Source organism: Streptomyces sp. CA-146814, from assembly GCF_050942385.1.
Classification (GTDB): Bacteria; Actinomycetota; Actinomycetes; order Streptomycetales; family Streptomycetaceae; genus Streptomyces.
Genome location: NZ_CP192068.1, coordinates 6639344 through 6660928 on the forward strand (window position 1 = coordinate 6639344; position 21585 = coordinate 6660928).

14 protein-coding genes are annotated in these 21585 nt (G+C 73.5%); 4 read left to right on the top strand and 10 right to left on the bottom strand.

Annotation, left to right across the window (positions count from 1 at the left end):
* Positions 1–224 precede the first annotated feature (224 nt).
* On the bottom strand, positions 225–2756 hold the full coding sequence (locus ACQP09_RS29415) for a GTPase-associated protein 1-related protein (protein WP_433405084.1): 2532 nt from the start codon (positions 2754–2756) through the stop codon (positions 225–227).
* A gap of 242 nt (positions 2757–2998) precedes the next feature.
* On the opposite strand from ACQP09_RS29415, the gene ACQP09_RS29420 reads away from it, so the two are divergent.
* From ACQP09_RS29420 to ACQP09_RS29430, 3 genes are all read left to right on the top strand, one after another.
* Positions 2999–4477, top strand: coding sequence for a hypothetical protein (locus tag ACQP09_RS29420; RefSeq protein ID WP_433405087.1), 1479 nt, complete (start codon positions 2999–3001; stop codon positions 4475–4477).
* Positions 4478–4548: 71 nt separating this feature from the next.
* The gene (locus ACQP09_RS29425) at positions 4549–4878 is read left to right on the top strand and encodes a hypothetical protein (protein WP_018514552.1); all 330 of its coding nucleotides are present in this window, start codon (positions 4549–4551) and stop codon (positions 4876–4878) included.
* A 1-nt stretch (position 4879) separates the two neighbouring features.
* Positions 4880–5665, top strand: a complete 786-nt coding sequence (locus tag ACQP09_RS29430) for an inositol monophosphatase family protein (RefSeq protein ID WP_433405090.1) — start codon at positions 4880–4882, stop codon at positions 5663–5665.
* Positions 5666–5729: 64 nt separating this feature from the next.
* Here ACQP09_RS29430 and ACQP09_RS29435 read toward each other — a convergent pair whose 3' ends face one another.
* The 9 genes from ACQP09_RS29435 to ACQP09_RS29475 all read right to left on the bottom strand — a co-directional run bounded on the left by ACQP09_RS29435 (position 5730) and on the right by ACQP09_RS29475 (position 19763).
* Entirely contained in the window at positions 5730–7061 is a 1332-nt protein-coding gene (locus tag ACQP09_RS29435; RefSeq protein ID WP_433405093.1) for a protein kinase domain-containing protein, read from the bottom strand.
* Positions 7058–7954, bottom strand: coding sequence for a protein phosphatase 2C domain-containing protein (locus ACQP09_RS29440; protein ID WP_433405096.1), 897 nt, complete (start codon positions 7952–7954; stop codon positions 7058–7060). Before ACQP09_RS29440 ends, ACQP09_RS29435 begins: the two co-directional genes overlap by 4 nt.
* Positions 7951–8613: a vWA domain-containing protein gene (locus ACQP09_RS29445; RefSeq protein WP_433406802.1), complete on the bottom strand. Its 663-nt coding sequence runs from the start codon at positions 8611–8613 to the stop codon at positions 7951–7953. Before ACQP09_RS29445 ends, ACQP09_RS29440 begins: the two co-directional genes overlap by 4 nt.
* A 109-nt stretch (positions 8614–8722) precedes the next feature.
* Positions 8723–8869, bottom strand: coding sequence for a hypothetical protein (locus ACQP09_RS29450; protein WP_433405098.1), 147 nt, complete (start codon positions 8867–8869; stop codon positions 8723–8725).
* 61 nt (positions 8870–8930) lie between these two features.
* Positions 8931–10568: a TRAFAC clade GTPase domain-containing protein gene (locus tag ACQP09_RS29455; RefSeq protein ID WP_433405101.1), complete on the bottom strand. Its 1638-nt coding sequence runs from the start codon at positions 10566–10568 to the stop codon at positions 8931–8933.
* Positions 10568–13048, bottom strand: coding sequence for a GTPase-associated protein 1-related protein (locus ACQP09_RS29460; protein ID WP_433405103.1), 2481 nt, complete (start codon positions 13046–13048; stop codon positions 10568–10570). Before ACQP09_RS29460 ends, ACQP09_RS29455 begins: the two co-directional genes overlap by 1 nt.
* Positions 13045–14316, bottom strand: a complete 1272-nt coding sequence (locus ACQP09_RS29465; RefSeq protein ID WP_433405105.1) for a TRAFAC clade GTPase domain-containing protein — start codon at positions 14314–14316, stop codon at positions 13045–13047. Before ACQP09_RS29465 ends, ACQP09_RS29460 begins: the two co-directional genes overlap by 4 nt.
* 1 nt (position 14317) lies before the next feature.
* Complete coding sequence (locus ACQP09_RS29470) at positions 14318–16549, bottom strand: hypothetical protein (RefSeq protein ID WP_433405108.1); 2232 nt, start codon at positions 16547–16549, stop codon at positions 14318–14320.
* 184 nt (positions 16550–16733) lie between these two features.
* The gene (locus tag ACQP09_RS29475) at positions 16734–19763 is read right to left on the bottom strand and encodes a family 16 glycoside hydrolase (RefSeq protein WP_433405111.1); all 3030 of its coding nucleotides are present in this window, start codon (positions 19761–19763) and stop codon (positions 16734–16736) included.
* A gap of 761 nt (positions 19764–20524) precedes the next feature.
* On the opposite strand from ACQP09_RS29475, the gene tdh reads away from it, so the two are divergent.
* On the top strand, positions 20525–21553 hold the full coding sequence (gene tdh, locus ACQP09_RS29480) for an L-threonine 3-dehydrogenase (RefSeq protein ID WP_404067099.1): 1029 nt from the start codon (positions 20525–20527) through the stop codon (positions 21551–21553).
* The last annotated feature ends 32 nt before the right edge of the window (positions 21554–21585 follow it).

Sequence of the window (21585 nt, forward strand, 5' to 3'; positions counted from 1 at the left end):
CACAGCGCCGCCGACCGGCAAACACCCGACCCTCTACCCCGCGGAGAACACGAGAAGCTCTCCCACCGCCCGAAGATCCGCCGGCGCAATACGTAGGATAAGACAACCCCGCCCGGTACGGATGCCACGGTAGGCAGCACCTGGCGGCAGTCCGTACGGCGGCGGCGATCGCCGAGCGGAACGTATGCGGGGGCGATGCGCGCGGCCGGGACCGACGGACCGGGTCAGCCCCGCCGTACCCGTCCCGCGATCCGCCGCCCCAGCCGCCCCAGCCCCCGCGACCTGTTCCAGTCGCGGAAGGCGTTCGCCCGGCCGCTGCTGCCTGTGCGGCCCACCGTCTCCTCGACCTCCGCCACGGCCTCCGCCGTCATCCCGCGCACCGACGGGCGCAGCACCTCCTCCAGGAGGGCGGCGGTGGTGGTCGTCCAGGCGGTGCCCGCGTGCGGGTGGGCGGTCCAGTTGGTGAAGCAGTCGGCGGCGTAGGCGGGGTGGGTGCGGAGCCTCGCGCGCGTCGGTTCTGTGCGGGCCGCGCGGTCGTACGCGGCGATCAGGTCGGTGTCGTCGCTCCGGACGAAGGCGTACAGCTCCGCGCCCGGGCGGTCCGGGGCCAGGAGGCGTTCGGCCAGGGCCGTGAACGCCCTTTCCCGGAGGGCCGGTTCGAGTGGTGCCGCCTGGTCGCGCAGGGTGCGGACCTGGTCGGTCCAGCCGGGCTCCGGTGCGCCCGAGCGCAGGTCGCGGCAGAGTTCGAGGAGCTGGAGCGCGGCCCGCTCCCGGCCGCCTATCTCCTGCGGGAAGGCCCGCAGCAGGTCGTGGGCGAGCGCGGTGGCGTCGGCCGCGTCCGCCGTCGTGTCCGTGCCGCCTGCGCCTCCCCGGTCGCCCGCCGGCCCGTCCGCCGGTGCGCCGAGCGCCGCGTCGACCAGGCGGGCCCACGTCCCGGCCGCCCGGTGCGCGTCCGAGGTCGCCGCCTCCAGGAGCAGCCGGGCCTCCTCCACCGTGGGCGCCCGGTCCTCCCAGACCAGGCCCACCGCCGTACGCAGCACCAACGGCTCGGCGAACGGGGAGAGGCCGGCCGCCCGGAGCACGCGGTGCCAGATCGCTGCCCGGTCCCGGCCCAGCGTCGTCATCGCCCTCGGCGCCTCGGCGCACATCCGCAGGTGCGGCAGCGCCTGCGTCCCGGTGAACGGCAGCGCGACCCGCTCCAGGAACCGGGCCACCGCCGCCGGATCGTCCGGCGCGATCCGGTCCAGCGCACCGAGCAACGCCGTCCGGACGTCGAACTGCTCGTCCAGCAGCTCCAGGAGCGCCGGAGCGAAGGCGGGCGCCTGCGCCGATGCGTCGGCCTCCGCCGGGGGAGCGGGTGCGGAGGCGGGCGTCCCCTCGGTCCCGTCCGCCTCCGCCAGCAGTGCCGGTGCCAGCCCGGCCACGACCCCCGGCAGCGACTCCGTACCGTTCACGCCCAACAGCTTCGCCACGCGCAGCAGTTGTACGGTGCGTGCCACCGGCCTCCGGCCGCCCGCACCGCTCTCCAGCTCCGCCAGGATCTCCGGGCCCAGCGCCTCGGCGATCGCCTCGCCGTCCGGGCCCGTGAACGCGTCCCGGCGCGGCAGCTCCAGCGAACCGTTGCCGCCCCGTACCGCCTCCGTCACCAGCATCGCGGCCAGCGGCGCCGTGACCGAGGCCGGGCACCTCCCGTCCAGGGCCCCGAACAGCCGCCCCACCGCGTCGAATTCGGAGCCCGTACGGTCATCGATCCCCGGCGACGTCAGCGCCTCCACCAACTGGCCGATCCGCTTCGCGTCCAGCGCGTACGGCCGCTCCGCCGCCCAACCGGCCGCCGCCGCACGCTCGTCGGGCCCCAGCGCCACCCCGGAGCACAGCGCCGTCACCGCCAACGGCCCGGCGGCGAACGGGTCTCCGGGCAGCTCGCGCGCCTCCTGGAACAGCTCCGGCGCCCGGCTCCGCCACACCCGGGCCGCGGTCCGGGCCCACGGGTCGTCCCCGGCGTCCACCGGTGGCCGGTCCGCGCAGACATGGACCCGCAGCCCCGCCTCCCGCGCCGCCGCCGCGTCCTCGGGAGGCGCTCCCACCACGCGCAGCGGCGAACTCCCCGGCGCCCGCGTGTACGTGGTGAACGTCAGCCGCTCCACGCTCTCCCTCGGCAGCGTCACCGCCGCCAGTCCCAGCCAGCGCGCCACATCCGCGCTCTGCCGCTCCACCAGCACCACCGGCCCGCCGCCGGCCGCCGGAGCCTTCTCCTCGCTCGCCCGGCGCAGATCGGCGAGGACCGCCGCCAGCCAGGGGCCGCGCGACACGGCGAAGTCGTCGAGCCCCTCCCGTACCGGCGCGGGACCCTGCGGCACCATGGCGAGCGGGTCGGGCTGCGCGCCGCCGACCGGCGTCGTGGCGGCCCAGTGCGGCGACCGCCACGCCTCCACCGGCAGTCGGTCGCCCGGCAACGGAACGCCCGGAGGCAGGTGCACCGCGTGCGTATGGAACCGGACCGGTGCCGTACCGTCGCCGCGCGCCGGAGCCGTACGGCCGACCACACGGCTGCCGTCGGACAGGACCGCGTACGTGAACGCCTGCGGGAGCGAACGGAGTTCGGGGGCCGTGGGCCGGGGCGAGGCGCCGTCGGGGAGCGCGTATCCGAGCAGCGGTTCCACCTCGGCGAGCAGCGCCGCCGAAACTCCCGGCCCGACGGCCGTGAACCGGCCCGCCGTCTCCTCGTCACCCGGCGCGGCGGATATGTGGTGCACCTGTGCAAGGCTCAATCGTCGGCCCTCTTCGTCCTGCCGCGCCCGGGTCCCCGCTCCACCCACACGCGACCGGGTCGGGGGAGGAGTCCACGGCCGCGGGGGCGACGTTATCAAGGACGGAGGCGGTGTCCCTACGCTGCGTCAGGTGCTGGCCTCAGGGCCGATCCACGACGTGCGGGAGGCCGTTGTGTAGAAGACTGTGGGCGGGTGCGCCGGCCCGGGCGTACCGGAAGGGGGAACCGATGCGGCATGTGCCGAATCTGCCGATGTACGACAAGGACGCGACCACCAGACTGCTCTGCTCGTCGGTCCATCTGGACGACGCGTTCGCCCGGTACGCGCACCGGGAACTCCTGGGCGACCGCCTCACCGCGATGGGCCTGCCGCTCGGTGTGAACCTGCTGGCGCTGGCCCGCCACGCGCACCGCGCGACCGGGCGCACGGACCTCCGTGACCGCAGGCTGGCCTGGCTCTGCGCGGGGTGGTGGCTCGCCGTGCTCACCGTGATCGGCGGCCTCGTGAGCGGCGCACCCGGCCTGGCGGAAGCGGCCGTCCTCGTGCTGCTGCTCGTCCTCGGATGCGCCTGGTGGCTGGTGCACCGGGCCGAATCCCAGGCGCGCACCGACGCCCTCGAAGCGCGCTACAACACCGCGCGCCCGCAGGACCTGGCCCCCGAGGTCACCGGCGAGGCCGAAGCGCGGCTGCGCGGGCGGCGGCGCCCGAACATGGTGCCGTACACCCAGAGCGCCGAGCGGCACAATCCGTTCGTCGGCAGCGGCGACAAGATCAAGGAGACGGTCTGGCAGCCGATCGACATCAGCCGCCCCGCCGACGCGCCCGGCGGCGGCAAGGCGACCCTGATCCCTTTCGACGCCGTCGACCTCCACACGTATCTGGCGAAGGAGTTGGGCAACCTCGCCGGTCTCGAAGGGCTCCGGGCGCAGAACCGCCTCTACGTGCTCGGCCCCCAGGTCTCCTACCTAGGCGACGAGGTGCTGCCCGACCGGCTGCGGCCGCCCAACAGCGAGATCCCGCCGCCGTTCGTCAAGGCGGGGCTGCTCAAGCCCGGCGCGGGCATGCGGACCTACCTCAGCCTGGAGCGGGTCGGCGAGGGCGGCCGGGTCATCGTCTCCATGCACCTGCGCGCCCGGCTCCAGCACCCCAGCCTCTCCTGGGAGGTCGCGGCCTACGGCATCCCGCCGCTGCACGCCCGCTACTACGGCGCCGACTACCTCCCGCGCGGCGGTTGGGAACGCTGGTGGAGCCTGGTCCGGTTCGCCACCTCGCACACCTGGTCCGGCCTGACCGGCGCACCGGGACGGAACGGGCGCCGCAACGCCGAGCGCAAGCGGCGCGCCCGCGAACTGGAGAAGGCGCGCAGGGAGATCACCAAGAAGCACGCGCTGTACGACTACGGCACCACGGACAGCCTGCGCGAACGGGTCGCCTCCTGGGACCAGTTGGGCCACTCCGAGCGCACCGACTCGCAGGACTTCCTGCACCGGCTCCAGCAGGGCGTGCTCATCGCCACCGAGCGGTTCCTGAAGGCCCACAACGTCGACACCAGCTCCTTCGACCAGGCCCAGCAGGTCATCAACACCCAGACCTACAACATCTCCGGCGACATCACCGGACCGGCCAACATCGGCAACAACGGACAGATCTCCGCCGCCTACGGGCAGGGCGCCCAGGCCCCGGCGGCCGCGGGCCCCACGCCCTGAGCCCGACGCCCTTAGCCCGACGCCCTGAGCCCCACCCCGTGAGCCCGCACGCACCGACCACCAGGAGAGACATGAGCACGTACAACTTCCACGGCGACATCTCCGGCCCGAGCAACTTCGGCGACCACGGAAAGATCGAGGTCACCTACGGCACACCTCCGGCCGAGGCGCTGAAGCTCGCCGCCGACCTCGTCCAGCTCGTCCGCCAGGAGGCCGCGCGGCCGGAGCTCGCGGCGCAGGCGGAGATCGTGCGGGGCGAGCTGGTCCGGGCGGGGGAGGAGGGGCGCCCCGCCGACCAGGGGCGGATCCGGCAGGCGCTGGAGACGCTGACGGTGGGGCTCGCGGCGGGCAGCGGCGGGATCGCGCTGGCCCAGGAGATCGGCCGGCTGGTCGGGCTCTGAGATGACACCCACCGATGTCGACGTCGCGACGGCCGGGGCGCGGGCCGGCGCCCTCGTGGTCCGCACCCTGTACGGCCGGCGGCTCGACCGCATCGACAAGGGCGCCGGGGACTTCGCCACCGCCGCCGACGTGGAGGCCGAGCAGGCGATCCTCGGCGTCCTCCGCGCCGCCCGGCCCGGTGACGCGGTGCTGGGCGAGGAGGGCGGGCAGCAGGGGGCCGGTCCCGCCGAGGCCGTACGCCAGTGGCTCGTCGACCCGCTGTGCGGCACGCTCAACTACGCCGCCGGCAACCTGCTGGTGGCCGTCAACGTGGCGCCGCGCGACGGGGCGGCGGCGGTGGCCGACCCGTTCGGCGGCGAGCTCTTCTTCACCGACGGCGATAGCGCCTTCGTACGGCGGGACGGAACCCACGACGTCCCGCTGGCGCCGACCCCCGCCACCCGGCTGGTGGACGTCAACCTCGATCCGCCGTTCCCGAGCGCCCCGGCGTTCCGGGCCGTGGATCTGCTGGCCCACCCGCGCTTCGCCGAACACTTCCGGCCGCGTGTCGTCTCCACCACGCTGGCCCTCGCCTGGGTCGCGGCCGGGAAGCGCGCCGCGTACGTCACCGACGGCGGCGACCTCTCCGGGAGCGTGCACTTCGCCGCCGGGATCGCGCTGTGCCGGGCGGCGGGGTGCGTGGTCACGGGGATCGACGGCGCTCCGGTCGGCGAGGGCCACGGGCTGGTGGCCGCCGCCGACGAGGAGACGCACGGGCTGCTGATGTCGATGATCCGCGGCGGATGAACTCCGGTCGCCCCGGAACTACTCCTCGATGATCTGTAGCGAATGAAGTCCGTGAGTCCCGGCGCTACTTGGCGTGGACCGACGCCTGCGCACCGCCGAGGTCCAGCCGCAGGCCCGCGCGGAGCGGGACCGTCTGGCCCGGGGCGATCTCCTGCGAGGTGCCGTCGGAGCGCGTCCCGGTCCAGCTCGTCGACGAACGGTTCGCCAGCCCGAACTTGCCCGGCCTGCTCGGGTGTTCCGTCAGCTCCGCCACCAACGTGGCGTCGCTGTAGTCGTGGCGCGAGGGCTCCGGCGCCAGGTGGTGTTCGTGCACCCGGGCGGACCGGCCCAGCCGCACGTGGCGCTCGGAGCGCGGCAGCGGCGTGAGGATGCTCAGGCGGGGCGGCAGGATCAGGGCGCTGCCGCAGGACCAGCAGGTACCCGCCGTGGTCGCGCCGGGCTGTGTCATGTTCTGGCGGCCGCAGTCGGCGCACTCCACGACGGCGTCCAGGACCGACCGCAGCGCGTCCCGCCACTGCGACTCCCGCACCCGGGCCGTGGGCTGGTGCAGGCCCACGGTGAAGTTGTGCGTGAACAGGTCCTGGAGCGCCGGAGGGGCCACCGCCCAGGTCTGCAGGACGGTGGACTGCTCCACCGGGTCGGGAGCGTTCGCCGGATCGGCCGGATCGAAGACGAACAGCGGCTGCTTCCCGTACAGCCGCTTCTCCGCCGCCTCGTCCAGGCAGTGGATCTCCAACTCCCGCTTACCCTTCAGCGGGTGATGGTTCATCAGAAGCATGAACAGCAGGACGGAGAGCGAGTGCAGGTCCGTCTGCGTGCCGGGCCGCGCCCCCGCGTCGCCGCGCACCAGCTCCGGAGCCATGAACTCCATGGTCCCCGAGATCCCGGTGCTGTCGCCCTCGACCACCGCGTTGTCGTTGTCGCAGACCAGGACGTCGCCGCCGGCCGGATCGAAGAAGATGTTGCCCCAGGAGATGTCCCGGTAGGCGATCCCGCGCGAGTGGAGCGCCTGGTAGGCCTCCACCGTGTAGAGCGCGGCGGTCAGCAGGGCGCGCGGCGTGGTTCGCAGCCTGCGGCGGAAGAGATCGGGCAGCCCCTTGAACCGGTCCGGCCGCAGGTCCATCAGATAGCCGAACGCGCCGGTGCCCGACGGCACGTACGCCGTCGGCCACAGGAAGCGGTCGTCATCGAAGTCCCGGGCCACCAACTCCCGTACGATCGCGTCCTGCTCGGGCGTCGCACAGGACGGGTAGTACCACTTCAGGGCGCGCTCGCCGGACGCGGTCGCCACCCGGTACACCTCCCCCTGGCCGCCGGCGCCGAGCATGTCGATGACGCGCACGGACTCCCCGTCGTCGGCGGTGAGGAGCGTTCCTCCGTCGAGCATGCCGGTCATGCGTCACTCCGTGGTTCGTCTGCCGCGGGGCCGTGGTCCGCCGCGTGGGGTTCGGGCCGCCGGGCGGCGACCAGGGTCGTGTCATCGCCGGAGTAGCGGGCCGCCTCGGCCAGCCACCCGGGCAGGGCGTCGCGTACGTCGTCGGGGCCGCCGGCCTTCGCGAGCCGCTGGTCGAGCCCGGTCATGAACTGCGCGAACCCCTCGTCCGAGGCGAAACTCTTGGAGAGGCCGTCGGTGGACAGGGCCACCAGCCGCGGAGTGCGCTCCCGCGCGACGACCGGCGCCCAGTGCACCCGGATCATCTTCCAGGCCTGCCGGCTGCAGAGGGACTCCGTCTCGTCGCCGAGATCCGCCTCCACCGGGGCCAGCGGCAGCGCGACCGCCCCGTCGGCCCCGATCACCGTCAGCTCCCCGTCGCCCAGCTGCCAGGCCGCGAAGACCTGCGGGGTGAGCACCGCACCGACCAGCGTCGCCCCGTACAGCAGCAGCTTCTGGCCCTTGGGGGGCGGCTCGGCCGCCGGGGCGGCCGTGTCCGGGTGGCGGTCCCAGTGGGAGAGCACGCTCTCCTGCCAGGCGGCCACCAGCTGCCGGGGCAGCTCGTTGCGCGCGTAGTTCATCAGCCAGCTCAGGCTGTGCGTGCCGTCCGGGCCCTCGGAGCGCGCCAGTTCGGCGAACGTGCGGGCCTGGGCGGCGAACAGGTCGACCGCGCGCCGCGCACCGATATGGCTGCGGGCGTGCGCCGCCGAGCCATGGCCGTCCGCCACCGCGAGGATCAGCGGATCGCCCGTGGAGCCGGATCCCTCGCTGACGTACCAGTCCTGGTTGATCTGCTTGTTGACTCCCCGCACGCTGTGTTCGAGGGTCTCCCACAGCGGCCGCTCAGGTGTGCTCACCAGACGTCGTCATCGTCGTCGTCCAACTGCGGCGGTGCGTAGGGCGGTTGCTTGAGCGTGGTGTCGGAAGGGGAGGCCACCGGCTGCGACGCCGCCTTGACCGCGGCCGTCGAGGCCCAGCGGATCGCCGCCGCCAGCTGCTTCGGGCTGTTGGCGTCCAGCGGCTGCAACTCCGGGTTGCCCAGGAACTCCTGGAGCACTCCGCGGTCCGCGTCCGCCCCGATCGCGATGGCCACCCGCACCGCCTTCCTGCCCCACGGTGTGGCGTCCAGCGCGCGCAGACCGGTCTTCCAGTCGTCGGTCGGCACACCGTCGGAGACCAGCGCCAGCACCGGTTTCAGGGCCCGCTGCGGCATCGGCGGAGTCCGGAACTCCCGGGAGACCACCTCCAGCGCCTCACCCAGGTTGGTCATGCCGTCGACCTGGACGTCCTGCCAGGTGAAGTCGTCCACCGGCACCGGGTCCTTGTGGTGCCAGCGCGCCTCCGTGGAGAACGTCATCGTACGCAGCAGGAGTTGGGCCGCCGGATTGTCGTGGGCCACCGACCGCATCTCCGGAATCGCCTCCCGGATCGCGTAGTTGAGCTGTCCGATCTTCTCGCCCTGCATGGAGTAGGAGCAGTCCAGCAGCCAGATGAAGTGGACCGGCCGGTTCGCCATGGGACCGCCGGGAATGTCACTCACTCGAAGCCCTCCTTGTCATGGTGTGTGATCCATCGTGCGGTTGGGGAAAACAGGAGCCGACAGTTGGGGAAATCAGGGGTCGCCGTCACTCGATCAGCCATCCGGTCACCTGCTCGCCCAGGAACCCCAGCCCCCAGGCCAGGAGCCCGCCGAGGACCAGGACGGAGGCGATGACGAACAGCGTGAGGACCAGCCGACGTCCTCGCGTGACGTTCGGTGTGACGACCGGCATGGGCGTGGACCGTCCCTCTCTTCTCGGACGTGAACGACCTTAACGACCACGTCAGGCTCCGTCAGCGGGTTGAACGATCTTGTACGGGAGCATCGCGCGGGCCCGGCACCGACGCGGCCGCCGGGCCGGGAGCAGGGTCCTCGGAGAGCAGCTTGCCGACCCGCAGGCCCGTCCGGGACAGAATCCACAACACCGCCTCCGCCGCCCGGCGTTGCTCGCTCACCAGCGGACCCGTCCCGGTGGCCGCGTAGGCGCTCAGCGCCCAGTACCGCCGACTGCGGAAGCGGTGCCCCAGGTCCCGTACCAGCGGGTCCAGGCCGATCGTGGCCAGCCACGGGCCGACCCCCGTGGCGGGAACCCGCAGGTGTTCGATCCGGTCCAGCACATCCCGCTTGGTGACCACCACCGCCAGCGGCAGCCGGGCGCGCCGACGCCGTCCGGCAAGCGCCGACAGCTCGCCGGTGAACGTCTGGTACGTCTGCCAGGGGCCCGGCTCCGCCGGTCCGGCCGCACGCGCCAGCTCCTCATCGGCGGCCGAGAGGGACCGGCGCACCTGGGGATCGGCCAGGACGTCGACGACCAGGACCACGCCGTCCGCATGGGCCAGATACTCCTGGCGGCGCGTGGAGTCCACGTCGTAGAAGGACTCGCCCATCGGGTCGTAGAGGTACAGCAGCCGGTGTCTGCGGCGGTGGCTGATCCGCAGCATCAGGGCCCGGGGCTGGCCCCCCTGGGTCTTGCGCACCCAACCACCCTGCTGGAGCTGCCCGTTGAGGTCCACCACGTCCCGCCGGTCGTCGTCCGTCGCGAACTCGGCCTTCAGCGGACCGTGCCCGGTGCTCGCGTGCAGTCCGGTGACCGCCGCCGCCATCAGCATCGTCTTGCCGGACGAGGTGCCGCCGATCACCGGCACGTGCACGATCCGCAGGCGGCCGATCCCGGCCGGGAGCGACCGGTCGCAGTGCGGGCACTCGACGGCGAGCCGGTCGCGCCCGGCGAACGAGGCGGCGGTGATCCGGCGGCCGCACGAGCAGAGGTGCCACAGCGCGCCGAACCGGCCCGGCCGCAGCTCCCGGTGGGCCGCACCGCACCCCGGGCACCGGTGCACGGCGAGCGGGAAGGCCCGGTAGCAGCCCGGATACGGGCACTTCATCCGGACCCGCCGCACCAGAGCCAACCCCCGGTCCGCCCCGCGCACCGCGCCGACCCCGGCCACCGCCGCCAGCCACACCAGGCCGACCAGCAGCCACATCACGAGGTGCACCAGCACCATCACCGCCGAGGTGAGCAGCGCCCCGGTGATCGCGCCGAGCGCCGTGCCCGGGGCCAGGAGGCGGACGACGGAACGGGCGATCCAGTGGTCGAAGCGGTAGCCGGTGGACGGCTGGCGGCCGGTGAACATGCGCCGGGCGGTGACCGCCATCCACCGGCCGAGCAGCCGGTGCCGTACGGCCGAGGCGGCGGCGCGGGTGGAGGTGTACGCGTCCACCCACATCAGCTGCGACCAGTACGCGCGCTGCGCGGGCTCGGAGCCGACGGACGGGATCCGACGGTCGGGCGTGCCGGGCGTGCGGGGGCGGAGCGCCTGCGCGGAGGCGCCGAGCGCCAGGGCGAGGAACTCCCAGAACGCGCGGAAGAGGCAGACCGCTACCCAGGTCGCCACGGTCAGCCAGGCCGCCGCCGTGAGCAGCCAGCCCATCAGACGCCTCCGTCCCGGGAGCCCCGGCGGCGGGGAGCCGCCTTCCCCGCCCGGCCCTCCCGCCCGCCGAACCGCAGCCCCAGCCGCCCCAGCGCTCCCGGCCGGTTCCAGGCGCGGAAGTCCTCCGCGTGCCGTGTCCCCCTCGTGGACAGGGCCGCTTCCACGGCGGCCAGATCCTCCGCGCTCAGCGCCCGAGCCGCCGGACGCAGCACCCCGTCGAGCAGTGCACCCCGCACCTCGCCCCAGGCTCCGCCCGCCTGCGGATGCCGGTTCCAGTCGACGAACCGGGCCGCGAAGTAGTGAGGTTCGCGCAGGAGTTGGTTCCGTACGGAGTCGTCCTGCGCGGCCCGTTCGTAGGCCGCGCAGAGGTCCGTGTCACCGCTGCGGATCAGGTCGTCCAGCTCGCGGCCCGCGCCGGGGTCAATCAGCAGCTGGTGCGCGAGCCTGCCGCCGACGTGTTCCAGGACCGGCGGATCCACCGGCTCGGCGGTGCTCCGCAGGCCGAGGATCCGGTCCACCCAGCCCGGCGGCGCACCACCCGCCCGCAGGTCGCGCGCGAAGTCCAGCAGCAGGAGCGCCGCCCGGTCGTGCGGTCGCAGCTCCTTGCCGAAGGCGGTGAGCAGTTCGTGCGCGAGCTCGTCCGCCTGCGGGTCCCCGGGCCGGCCGTTGAACGCGGCCGTGACGAGGAAGGGCCAGGTCTCCGCCGCGCGGTGGACGTCGGGCCCGGTCTCGACGAGGACGTAGCGGGCCTCCTGCGGCGTCGGTGCGGTGGAGCCCCATACCAGGCGGAAGGCGATGCGCAGGAGCGGCGGATGCGCGAAGACGGAGACACCCGCCGCCTCCAGCACGGCCCGGAGCTCACTGTTCCGGTCGCCGCCGCCGCCGCCTCCTCCGGCCGGGCCACGGGCCTTCCAGCCGCACATCCGCAAATACGGCAGCGCCTCCCCGCTCTCCAGCGGCCGCGTGCTTTCCAGCTCCACCGGCGCACGCTCCAGCAGCACGGTGACGGAGGCAGGACCGGCCGCCGCCGCCGTATCGAGGTCCCGCAGCAGGGCGGTGTGCAGGTCGGGCCGGTCCGTCAGGGTCTCGTGGAGCTCACCCCCGTACGCGGACGGATCGGCCAGCAGCGTGGAGGCCAGCCGGTGCGCGAGCGGCGGTACGAGGTCGGCGCACTCCACCCCGAGGAGACCGGCCACCCGCAGCAGCCGCAGCGGACGCGCGAAGCCGTCCGGCGCGTCCGCGATCCCGGCCCGCAGCTCCGGACCCAGCTCCGCCGCCAGCTGCCGGGCCACCGCGTCGGTGAGGGCTCCGCGCTCCGGCGGTCGTACCGGCTCCGGCGAGCGGACGGCGGCCGTGAGCAGCCGGGCGGCGAGCGGCGCGGCGGTCTCCGGCCGCAGGCCTCCGCCGACCCGGGCGAACAGGTCGGCCAGAGCGGCGGTCTCGGCCGCCGGTACCGCCTCCTGCCGGGGTGCCGCCAGCGTCTGTACGAGCCCGTCCAGCTCCCGTTCCTCCAGCTCGGCCGGGTGTTCGCAGGCCCACCGGGCCGCCGCCGCGCGGTGCGGCGACGGCAGGTCGATCCCGGCGCACAGGGCGAGCGCCGAGACGGGTCCCGCCGTGAACGGCTCTCCCGGGAGCCGGTCGGCGTACTGGAACAGCTCGACGGCACCGGCCGACCAGATCCGCGCGGCGGCCACCGCCCACGGGCTGGGTTCCGGACCGTCGGCGGCGGGCGGGACGGTGCAGTCGTGGACCCGGTAGCGGCGTCCGGAGCCGGCCGGTCCGTGCGCGTCGTCGGGCAGGACGCCGATGATCCGCTGCCCGGCGAGGTGCGGGCGCCGGGTGTAGGTGGTGAACGTCAGCCGGTGGGCGGCGTGCCGGGGCAGCACCGTACTCGCCAGGACCACCCAGCGGGCCACGTCGGCGCTGTCCGGCTCCACGAGGACGATCTGCGGGGCCGTCTCGTCCTCGGCCTGGCGCTGGAGATCGGTGAACACGGCGGCCAGCCAGGGCTCCCGGGACGCGGCGAAGGCGATCAGACCGGCCGGGTCCAGCCCGCTGGAGGGCGGCAGCGCGTCCAGGGCCGCCGGGACGCCTCCTTCCGGCGTGGCCGTGGCCCAGCCGGGCGACTCCCAGGCGCTGACGGGCAGGGCCCCGTCCGGCAGGTGCCGGCCCGGCGCCAGGTGTACGGCGTGGGCGTGGAAGTTGCCCCAGCGGCCGCTGTAGTCGGCGCCCGTGTAGACCGTACGGGCCAGCAGCCGGCTGCCGTCGGACAGCTCGCTGTAGCTGAACGCCCGGGGGAAGGCTTCGAGTTCGGCTGCGGAAGGACGCGAGGGCGCGTTCCGCGGCGGCTCGTAGCCGATGAGCTGTTCGGCCTCCCGGAGCACCGACTGCGGCAGCCCCGGTGTGAGCGCGGTGAAGCGGAAGCCCGAGCCGTCCGGGCCGGGCGGTGCCGAGGTGTAGTGCAGCTGTCCCAGGCTCATGCGTCGGCCTTCCCCATCCGGTCCCGGCTCTCCCGGTCGTTCTCCCGCCGGCTCTTGCGCACCGGGATCAGACCGCGCCGCCCCAGCAGCCAGAGCAGCGGGTCCTCCACGCGGACCGGCTGCGGGCCCGACTTCGGGGCGTCGGCCGGTGCGTCGGCGGGCGGCGGCGAACCGAGTGCGGAGAGGCCGAAGTACGACAGTTCGGCGAAGTCGTTCTCCAGCTGGCGGCAGAGCACTCCGGAGTCCCAGTCGCTCAGCAGGGACCTCAACTCCTCGTGTACGGCGAGCCGGTCGTCGTCATCGTGTTCGCCGCCGGTGTGGCCGGCGTTGCGCAGCAGCGGTGAGTGCGAGCCGAGCAGCGGCCGCAGCGCGTCCGTCTTCGTCACGGCGACGGCCATCGGCGTGGTGACCCGGCCCCGCGACACGCTCCGTCCGTGGGAACGGAGTTGGGCGGCGAGGTCGGAGGCGATCTGCTGCGGGGACGTCTCGACGGCGGGCAGCGGCGGCCCGTCCGCCGACGCGCCGCGGTCGCGCACCGAACCCATCTGGAGCGGGTCGACGAGCAGGATGATCCCGTCGGCGGCCGCCAGGTACTGGGTGTAACGGGCCATCGCCTCGGCGCTCTTGAGGTCCTCGCCCGCCGCGTCGAAGAAGACCAGCGTGGTGTGCCTGCTGCCCTTGGCGTACCGTCCCCGGCGCGGCACGCTCAGCCGGTAGAGCAGCGGATCGTTGAAGCCCATCGCCGCCGGACGCGTCGTGTCCGGCAGCCGCAGCCGCTCGTACAGGTCCTCCTCCATCTCCCGGTCCCGGCGCTGGGTCTCGGCGCCCATCGCGGGCAGCGAGATGGTGAACTCCCGGCCGACCCGGCCACGTAGTTCGTTGACGAGCACCGACACGTAGGTGCTCTTGCCGGACGCCTTGGCGCCGACCAGGGCGATGATGCGGCTGTCCTGGTCGCAGTACTCGCTGGGGAAGTCGTTGTGGCAGCCGCGGCAGACCCGTACCGCCGTCGCCACTCCGCACTGGGGGCACGGCTGCCGGGCGGCGGTGGAGCGCAGGGTCGCCAGCGTGCGCGGCGCGGCGAAGACCGGGCCGCGCAGCCGCCGCGACGGCGGCAGGCTCGGGCCCATGAAGTCGGCCCATACGTCGTCGGGTTCGGCATCGCACGGCGTGCCTCCGCGTACTCCGGTGGCCATCATCAGGCAGCGGTAGGGCAGGCGCGCGGCGGGTGCGCGGTCGAAGCAGTAGGGGCAGATGACGGTCGTCATGTCAGCGCACCACCAGGTTCGTCGGAGAGGGTTCGTCGAGGCGTACGTCGGCGGCCCCCTCGCCGAGAAGGAAACCGCGCAGGACGTACGGGGGTTGGAGGCCTGGCGGTACGGGCAGCTCCACCGGGTCGCCGGGGCGCAGGGTTCCGCCGTCGAGCCGGAGCAGGGTCGTCCCGTCGGTGGGCGTGCGCGGCCGGATCGGGTCGCGGCCCTTGCCGGTACGGCCGACGAGCACGAACTCCGGAAGGTCCGCCGGGACGTCACCCGGGCACGAGAGGCTGACCCGCAGCAGCGCGGGCCCTCGGCGCAGCGCCCGGCGGGGGCCGGGGACGATGCGGTAGCTGACGGCGATGTCCGCCGTGCCCCGGGTCGCGCCGCCCGGGGGAGGCACGACGACCGCGTCCGGCGTCCGGGGCGCGGCGGAGAGCGTGAGGGAGTACGCGGACGGCGCCACGTCCACGTACAGCCCCTCCCGGACGTATGTGCTGCGGGTCACCCGGCGCACGGTGCTCCGGCCGTCCTGCTCCACCGTGGCCGCCACCTCGCCCGCCTCCGCAGGCCAGTCGAACGTCACCCGCGCCCGGCCCCCGGCCACCCGTTCCACCCGCGCCCCAGCCACCGGAGGCGGACACTCCACGACCAGCCCCGGCCCCGCCACCGCGCGCGGGCCGAGCACGGCCAGCACGGACACCCGCGTGACCGAGCCCGGAGGCGGCACCAGGCCACCGCCCGCCGGGGCCTCCCAGTCCAACGCGGCGGGCCAGGGCCTCGCCGGGTCGTAGGTCAGCTCTTCCCCTGGTTCCGGCGGGTCGGCGGGCCAGGAGACCAGGCGTACGTCCGCGTCCCGGCCACCGCTCCAGGAGAACCGCACGGACCCCTCGGCCACCGTCGCGTCGAACCGGTCCACGGGCGCGGGCCAGGGGTCGACGGAGACGGCGTGCTCCGCGCCCGCCGACTCCACGACGGTGCCGTCGGGCGCCCGGTAACGGCAGTGGACGCGCACCACGTACGCGCCGACGCCCAGCCCGGTCGCGGTCAGCCCGCCCGTACGCACCGCGACCCCGCCCACCGGCCCGTCCGGGCCCTCCAGCCGGACCCGGACGTCCAGCGCACCCGACGGCTCGGTCCACGCGGCGTCGATCCGGCCCCGGCCGGTGGTGGAGCGCAGCCCGGACACGTCCGGGGCGACGAGCAGCACGTCCGAGACCTCGGGCGGTCCGTCGATCCTGCCGTCCCGCAGCGGGAACGCGGCATAGCGGACCTCCTGGCCGAACGGCGGATGCCGGTCCACCCAGCCGCCCGTCGGCGAGGCGTCCGCGATCTCGGTGATTCCGGGCGGGCCGCCCGGCACCCGGGTCAGCCGGAGGACCCGCCGGCCGGCCGGAGCGCCGGTGGCCGGACGCGCGGGGGAGAGGGACACGGTCTCGGGCGCCGGCCGGACCGCCAGCACGTCACCGGCGCCCGCGTCCGCGTCCTCCGCCGGGCGCACCCGCACCAGGCCGAGCACGGCGCGCGGGCAGTCGGCGGCCAGCCGGGCGGCCGCGAGGAAACCGGCCTGGGCCGCGCGGGCGTCACCGGACCGCTCGGCCTCCCGCGCCGCTTCGAGGGCCCGGTCGGCCTCCCGTACCCGTAACGCGATCTCCGCCAGCCGCCCGCGCAGCAGCGCGTCGCCACCGCCGTCCGCCGGCAGCCGGGCCGCGAGACGCGCGGCCCGCCGCACCTTGCCGCTGCTCCAGGCGTCCTCCAGCCCCTCGGCCGCACCGCGTTGCCGACCGTCCAGCCGGTGGCGCCCGGCGGCCGCGCGGACGAGGGCGCGTGCCTCCTGCGGGCAGATCCCGAGGCCGACGGCGGTCGCGGGCTCGGTGCCCCGCGGGTGGGCCTGGAGGAGTTCGGTGAGCTGGTAGAGGAGGACGCGGCGCAGTGCGGCGGGGTCCTGGAGCTGCACGGCCTCCAGGTGCGCGAAGAGCGGCCCGGACGCGCCACCGCGTACGGCGCTCAGCTCGCGGATCCGCTCCGCCCCCACGCGCTGCCAGCGGCGTGGCGCACGCTCCTCGAAGACCCCGTCGAGCACCCGCAGCGCCCGCCCGCGCTCGGCGAGGGCGTCGCCGATGTGCCGTAACCCCAGGGCCTGTTGCCGCTCTACGAGAGCCCGGTACTCCGGGACGAGCGGCGAGAGCGGCAGCCCGCGCAGGGCACGCCGCAGCCCGAGGTCGTGCCCGAACTCCAGCCCCACCGCGCGCCCCCGTGCTCACCGCTCATGCTCCTACCGCCCATCCCAGCAGATCCGGGGGCTGCGCGGTGCCGTTTCCCGTATCCCGGACCGCACGGGACAGGACGCGGCGACGGGAAACGGCGATGGGAAACGGCGACGGGGCGGCAGTCTGATGGCCGCCGCCCCGCCCAGGTGTTCGCCGCCGTTACGTCAGCGGCTCCACCCACACATTCCGGTACTTGATCTTGCTGCCGTGGTCCTGGAGCTTGATCGCGCCGGCCGTCGCGGCCTCGGCCGCTCCGCCGCCGGTCGGGCCGTCGACCGCCACGTCGTCGTGGACGGTGACGCCGTTCCACACGACGCTGATCCTGGCGTCCTCCGTCTTGTTGCCCGCCGAGTCGAAGCGGGCCGCACGGAAGGTGATGTCGTACGTCTGCCAGGTCTCCGGTGCGGTGGCCGCGTTCACGTCCGGCGCCTTCTTCGTGTAGATCGCCCCGGCCTCGTTGTCGGCGAGCGTGGTGTCACCGTACGAGTCCAGGATCTGCACCTCGTACCGCTCCTGGAGGTAGACGCCGCTGTTGGCCCGGTCCTGGCCGGTCACGTCCGGCGGCAGGTTCGGCAGCCAGAACTCCACGTGCACGCGGAAGTCCTCGAACCCCTGCTTGGTGCGGAGATCGCCGTCCTTGATCTCCATCTCCCCGTTGCTCACCGGCCATTGAGGTGTGCGGCCGTCCGGGTGCTGCCAGGCAGCCTGCGTGGTGCCGTCGAAGAGCGGGATACGGGCGCCCTTCGGATGGACGGCGATCATGTCGAGGTTCACATGGCCGGTGTCGCCGCTGTCGTAGGAGTACGTGATGGTGTTCCGGCCCTCGTCCAGCTCCAGTTGCTCGTTCTTCGTCGCCCAGGTCTTCCAGTCGGTGGTGGAGGCCAGGCTCGTCTGCCGGACCTTCGTACCGTTGACGTGGAGGCTGATCGTCTTGGTGCCGGGGGCCGGGTTCGGTCCGTTGGAGTAGCGCAGCCCGACGTCGTACGTCCCCGCCTTCTCCGCCGTCACGTCGAAGGTGACCGCCGCGCCCTGGTTGCCGAAGTTGTCGACGAAGCCGCCGCCCGAGTAGCCCGCGTGCTCGGTGTCGACGCCCGCGCCGCCGGTGAGAGCCGCCTCCTCCGCCTCGTACAGCGTGGGCGAAGCCTGGTCACCGACAAGGGAGTTGAGCGTGTACCAGGCCTCCGTGGACCACAGCTCCGTGCCGCTCTCGGACGAGAAGGGGCGCGGGGAGCGGACGTGGACGACGCGGTTCGCCTTGAGGCCGGGCAGGGCGAGCGTGACCTTCCTGCGGTCCTCGGAGAGCGTCGCCGAGCCGACCTGGAGGGTCTCCTCGTCGATCTTGGGGCCGCCGTACTCCGGCGTGGGCGCGTACGTCCACTGCTCGACCTGGTAGCTCTCGGCGAGCTCCGCCGCCGTCTCCTCCGAGAGCGGCTCGGTGTACTCCAGCTCGAACCCGCCGGGCTTGGCCCGCATCGCCAGGATGTCGAACGCCTTGTCCCCGCTGGGCGAGAGCTTCTGCAGCCCGTAGTTCAGCTTGCCCTCCTGGCCCCAGTTGCCGCCCGCGCCGAGCCCGCCGGCGTAGATCGCACCGTCCGGACCCATGCTGATCCGGTTGACGCCCGCCTCCAGGCCCTGGGTGAAGCGGAAGACCGCGCCCTGGTACTCGCCGTCGACCTTCTCCAGGTAGGCGCGCTGGATGCCGCCGTACGTCACGTCCCCGAACAGCATCTGCCCGGCGAACCGCCCCTCGGTCAACTGGAGAGGCGTGGAAGGCGAGTTGGCTATCTCGTTCTGCGGGAGCCAGAGCACCGGCTTGGTGACCGGCTTCGTGTCGAAGGGGCCGGACGGGTTGGTGTAGTGGTTGAAGAAGCGGTCCTGCTTGACGTGGACCAGCTTCGACGAAGGCAGCCAGCCGCCCTGGTTGTCCAGGACGAACAGGTCGTTCTCCGGACCCCAGCCGATGCCGTTGGGCGTCCGCAGACCACCGGCGATGTAGTCGACCTCGCCGGTCTCCTTGTTCACCTTGATGGTCGTGCCGCGGTTCTCCGCCGGCTGCGGGTCGGTCGTCGCGCCGCCGTAGTCGATCGCCACGGACAGGTTGAGGTAGAAGTGGCCGTCCCGGTAGAGCAGGCCGAAGGCGAACTCGTGGAAGTTGCCGCCGTACGGCCAGGTCGCCACGGTCCGCCGCTCGTCGGTGACGTCGTCGCCGTCGGTGTCGGACAGCTCGGTCAGCTCGTGCTTCTGCGAGACGTAGAGCTTGCCGTCGACGGCCTTGATGCCCATGGGCTCCTTGAGCCCCTCGGCCACCTTCTTCGCCTGCACCTGGTCCGGGCCGCTCTCGCCCTGGACACCGTCGAGGAGGTACACCTCACCGGTCTCGTTGTCCGTACCGCCCCAGGCCGTCACCGCGAGCCGGCCGTCCGGCAGCCAGTCCATCGCGGAGACCTGCGGCTCGAAGCCCGCCGGGCGCAGATCGGTCAGCGCGTAGTCCGGGTGGACATCGTTCAGCGGCAACCCGTCACCGGGCGAGTCGAGCGCGCCTTCGCACTCCTTGCGGCCCGGCGCCGTCACCCGTACGACATCGGCGTCGGTGGACAGCACGGAGTTCGGTACGACGGTGAACCCGCCGGCGCCCGGGGGCTGCCAGGCGAGCGTGACCTGCTGGCCGCCGGTGCGGTCGAAGTGGTCGATGCGCAGCGAGTGGTAGCCGGCGGTGAGCTCGACCGTGCCGTCCTTCGGGTCAGCGCCGTGCAACCCGTCGTGGTCGATGACCAGTTGGTCGTCGATCAGCAGCCGCGACCCGTCGTCGCTGGTGAGCCGGAACGCGTACGCACCGTCCTCGGGCACGTTGATGTTGCCGGTCACCTGTGAGACGAAGTGATCGTTGAAGCCGAAGTCGCCGGTCGCGTCCCAGTCGATCTGCGGCATCAACTTGTCGACGTTGGGCGTCTGTCCCGCCTTGATGTCGCACAACTTGTCCAGCGGCACCTGCACATCGAAGACACGCAGCGTCACCCCCGGTTTCTGCGGCGGGAGTTCGTCGGGAGCGGCCGGTGCGGCGGTGGCCGGGACGGCGGAGAAGGCGCCGATGAGGAACGAGGAGACCAGCAGACCGGTCAGATGCCTGCGGAACGGTCGATGACTGAGGGCGGGTCGTCTGCGGGAGCGGTGGAACGGCCGTGGATGCATTCTTCCTCCTGGCCCCTCGCGGCGAGGGGCACGTCGCGGCGGTGGGTGGGGCCACCCGGCGCCCGGGGGTGAACGGTTCGGCTCGTGCGGGTCAGGCTGCGTGACTCCGGCGTGACTCCGGCGGGTCGCGACCGAAACAGTAGGAGGCTTCTGCTGGCGCCGTCCATACTTCGTCACGCCTGTGTTCAAAGTTCGCCGGTCTTCGTGCAAAGGTCTGAACGTGGTGGGGCCTGAGTGTTTCTGTCGGTTCGTCAGCCTTGTCTCCTACCGCCCTGTCTCCGTACCGCCTGTCTCCGTACTGCCTTGTCTCCGTACTGCGTCGCCCGGCTGGTCGCGGCGTTCCGGGCGGAGACGGCGGCGTGACGGCTGAAGCGGGGAGCTGGGGATGCGGGGGAGCGGGGATGCGGGAAAGCGGGGGATGCGGGAAAGCGGGGGGCGCGGGGCGAGCGCCGGCCCCGCAATCGAAGGCGCGCGGGCGGCTGCGGTCGGTGAAGCGCTGCCCAGGCGTGAAGATCTCCTGCGACCGTGCTTAAGAAATCCTCGATGGACCCGGGGCCCCGCCGTACGGCAGCCTTCTGGGTGACGGCCGGGGACGGCACGTGGAACCCCACGGGCGTGTTCCGTCCCGTCCCGCCGTGGTCCCGCCCCCACCATGGGGACGGGACGACCCCGAAGACCACCCCGGGCCGCAGGGCTCCTCCGACAGGCCCCCAGGCCCGGGGTATCCACCACCCGCGTACCACGTGCAGGGAGCCGCAGCCGTGAAGGCACTCGTCAAGCAGAAGGCCGAACCGGGACTGTGGCTGATGGACGTGCCGGAGCCGGAGTACGGCCCCGGAGACGTCCTGATCAAGGTCCTGCGGACCGGGATCTGCGGCACCGACCTGCACATCCGCGCCTACGACGGCTGGGCCCAGCAGGCGGTCACCACGCCGCTGGTCCTCGGCCACGAGTTCGTCGGCGAGGTCGCGGCGACCGGCTCCGACGTCGCCGACATCGCGGAAGGCGACCTGGTCAGCGGCGAGGGCCACCTCGTCTGCGGCAAGTGCCGCAACTGTCTCGCCGGCCGCCGCCACCTCTGCCGCTCCACCATCGGCCTCGGCGTCGGCCGGGACGGCGCGTTCGCGGAGTACGTCGTCCTGCCCGCCGCCAACGTCTGGGTGCACCGGGTCCCCGTCGACCTCGACATCGCGGCGATCTTCGACCCGTTCGGCAACGCCGTGCACACCGCGCTCTCCTTCCCGCTGGTCGGCGAGGACGTCCTGATCACCGGCGCCGGACCGATCGGCATCATGGCCGCCGCCGTCGCGAAGCACGCCGGCGCCCGCAACGTCGTGATCACCGACGTCAGCGAGGCCCGTCTCGCGCTCGCCCGCAAGGTCGGCGTCAGCCTGGCCCTCAACGTCGCGGAGAGCACCATCGCCGACGGGCAGCGCGAGCTCGGCCTGCGCGAGGGCTTCGACATCGGCCTGGAGATGTCCGGCCGCCCCGAGGCGATGCGCGACATGGTCGCGAACATGACGCACGGCGGCCGCATCGCGATGCTCGGCCTGCCCGCCGAGGAGTTCGCCGTCGACTGGTCCCGGATCGTCACCTCGATGATCACGATCAAGGGGATCTACGGCCGCGAGATGTTCGAGACCTGGTACGCCATGTCCGTCCTGCTGGAGGGCGGACTCGACCTCGCCCCCGTGATCACCGGCCGGTACGGCTTCCGCGACTTCGAAGCGGCCTTCGACGACGCCGCGAGCGGTCTCGGCGGCAAGGTCATCCTCGACTGGACCGCCTGACCCGTCGAACCTCTTCCCGCACCCCTTTTCCC

What these genes read in the sequence shown, in the direction of transcription:
- ACQP09_RS29430 (WP_433405090.1), top strand. Translation starts at nt 4,880, where the DNA reads ATGACACCCACCGATGTCGACGTCGCGACGGCCGGGGCGCGGGCCGGC.
- ACQP09_RS29435 (WP_433405093.1), bottom strand. Translation starts at nt 7,061, where the DNA reads ATGACCGGCATGCTCGACGGAGGAACGCTCCTCACCGCCGACGACGGG.
- ACQP09_RS29450 (WP_433405098.1), bottom strand. Translation starts at nt 8,869, where the DNA reads ATGCCGGTCGTCACACCGAACGTCACGCGAGGACGTCGGCTGGTCCTC.
- ACQP09_RS29465 (WP_433405105.1), bottom strand. Translation starts at nt 14,316, where the DNA reads ATGACGACCGTCATCTGCCCCTACTGCTTCGACCGCGCACCCGCCGCG.
- ACQP09_RS29420 (WP_433405087.1), top strand. Translation starts at nt 2,999, where the DNA reads ATGCGGCATGTGCCGAATCTGCCGATGTACGACAAGGACGCGACCACC.
- ACQP09_RS29455 (WP_433405101.1), bottom strand. Translation starts at nt 10,568, where the DNA reads ATGGGCTGGCTGCTCACGGCGGCGGCCTGGCTGACCGTGGCGACCTGG.
- ACQP09_RS29460 (WP_433405103.1), bottom strand. Translation starts at nt 13,048, where the DNA reads ATGAGCCTGGGACAGCTGCACTACACCTCGGCACCGCCCGGCCCGGAC.
- ACQP09_RS29445 (WP_433406802.1), bottom strand. Translation starts at nt 8,613, where the DNA reads ATGGCGAACCGGCCGGTCCACTTCATCTGGCTGCTGGACTGCTCCTAC.
- ACQP09_RS29475 (WP_433405111.1), bottom strand. Translation starts at nt 19,763, where the DNA reads ATGCATCCACGGCCGTTCCACCGCTCCCGCAGACGACCCGCCCTCAGT.
- ACQP09_RS29425 (WP_018514552.1), top strand. Translation starts at nt 4,549, where the DNA reads ATGAGCACGTACAACTTCCACGGCGACATCTCCGGCCCGAGCAACTTC.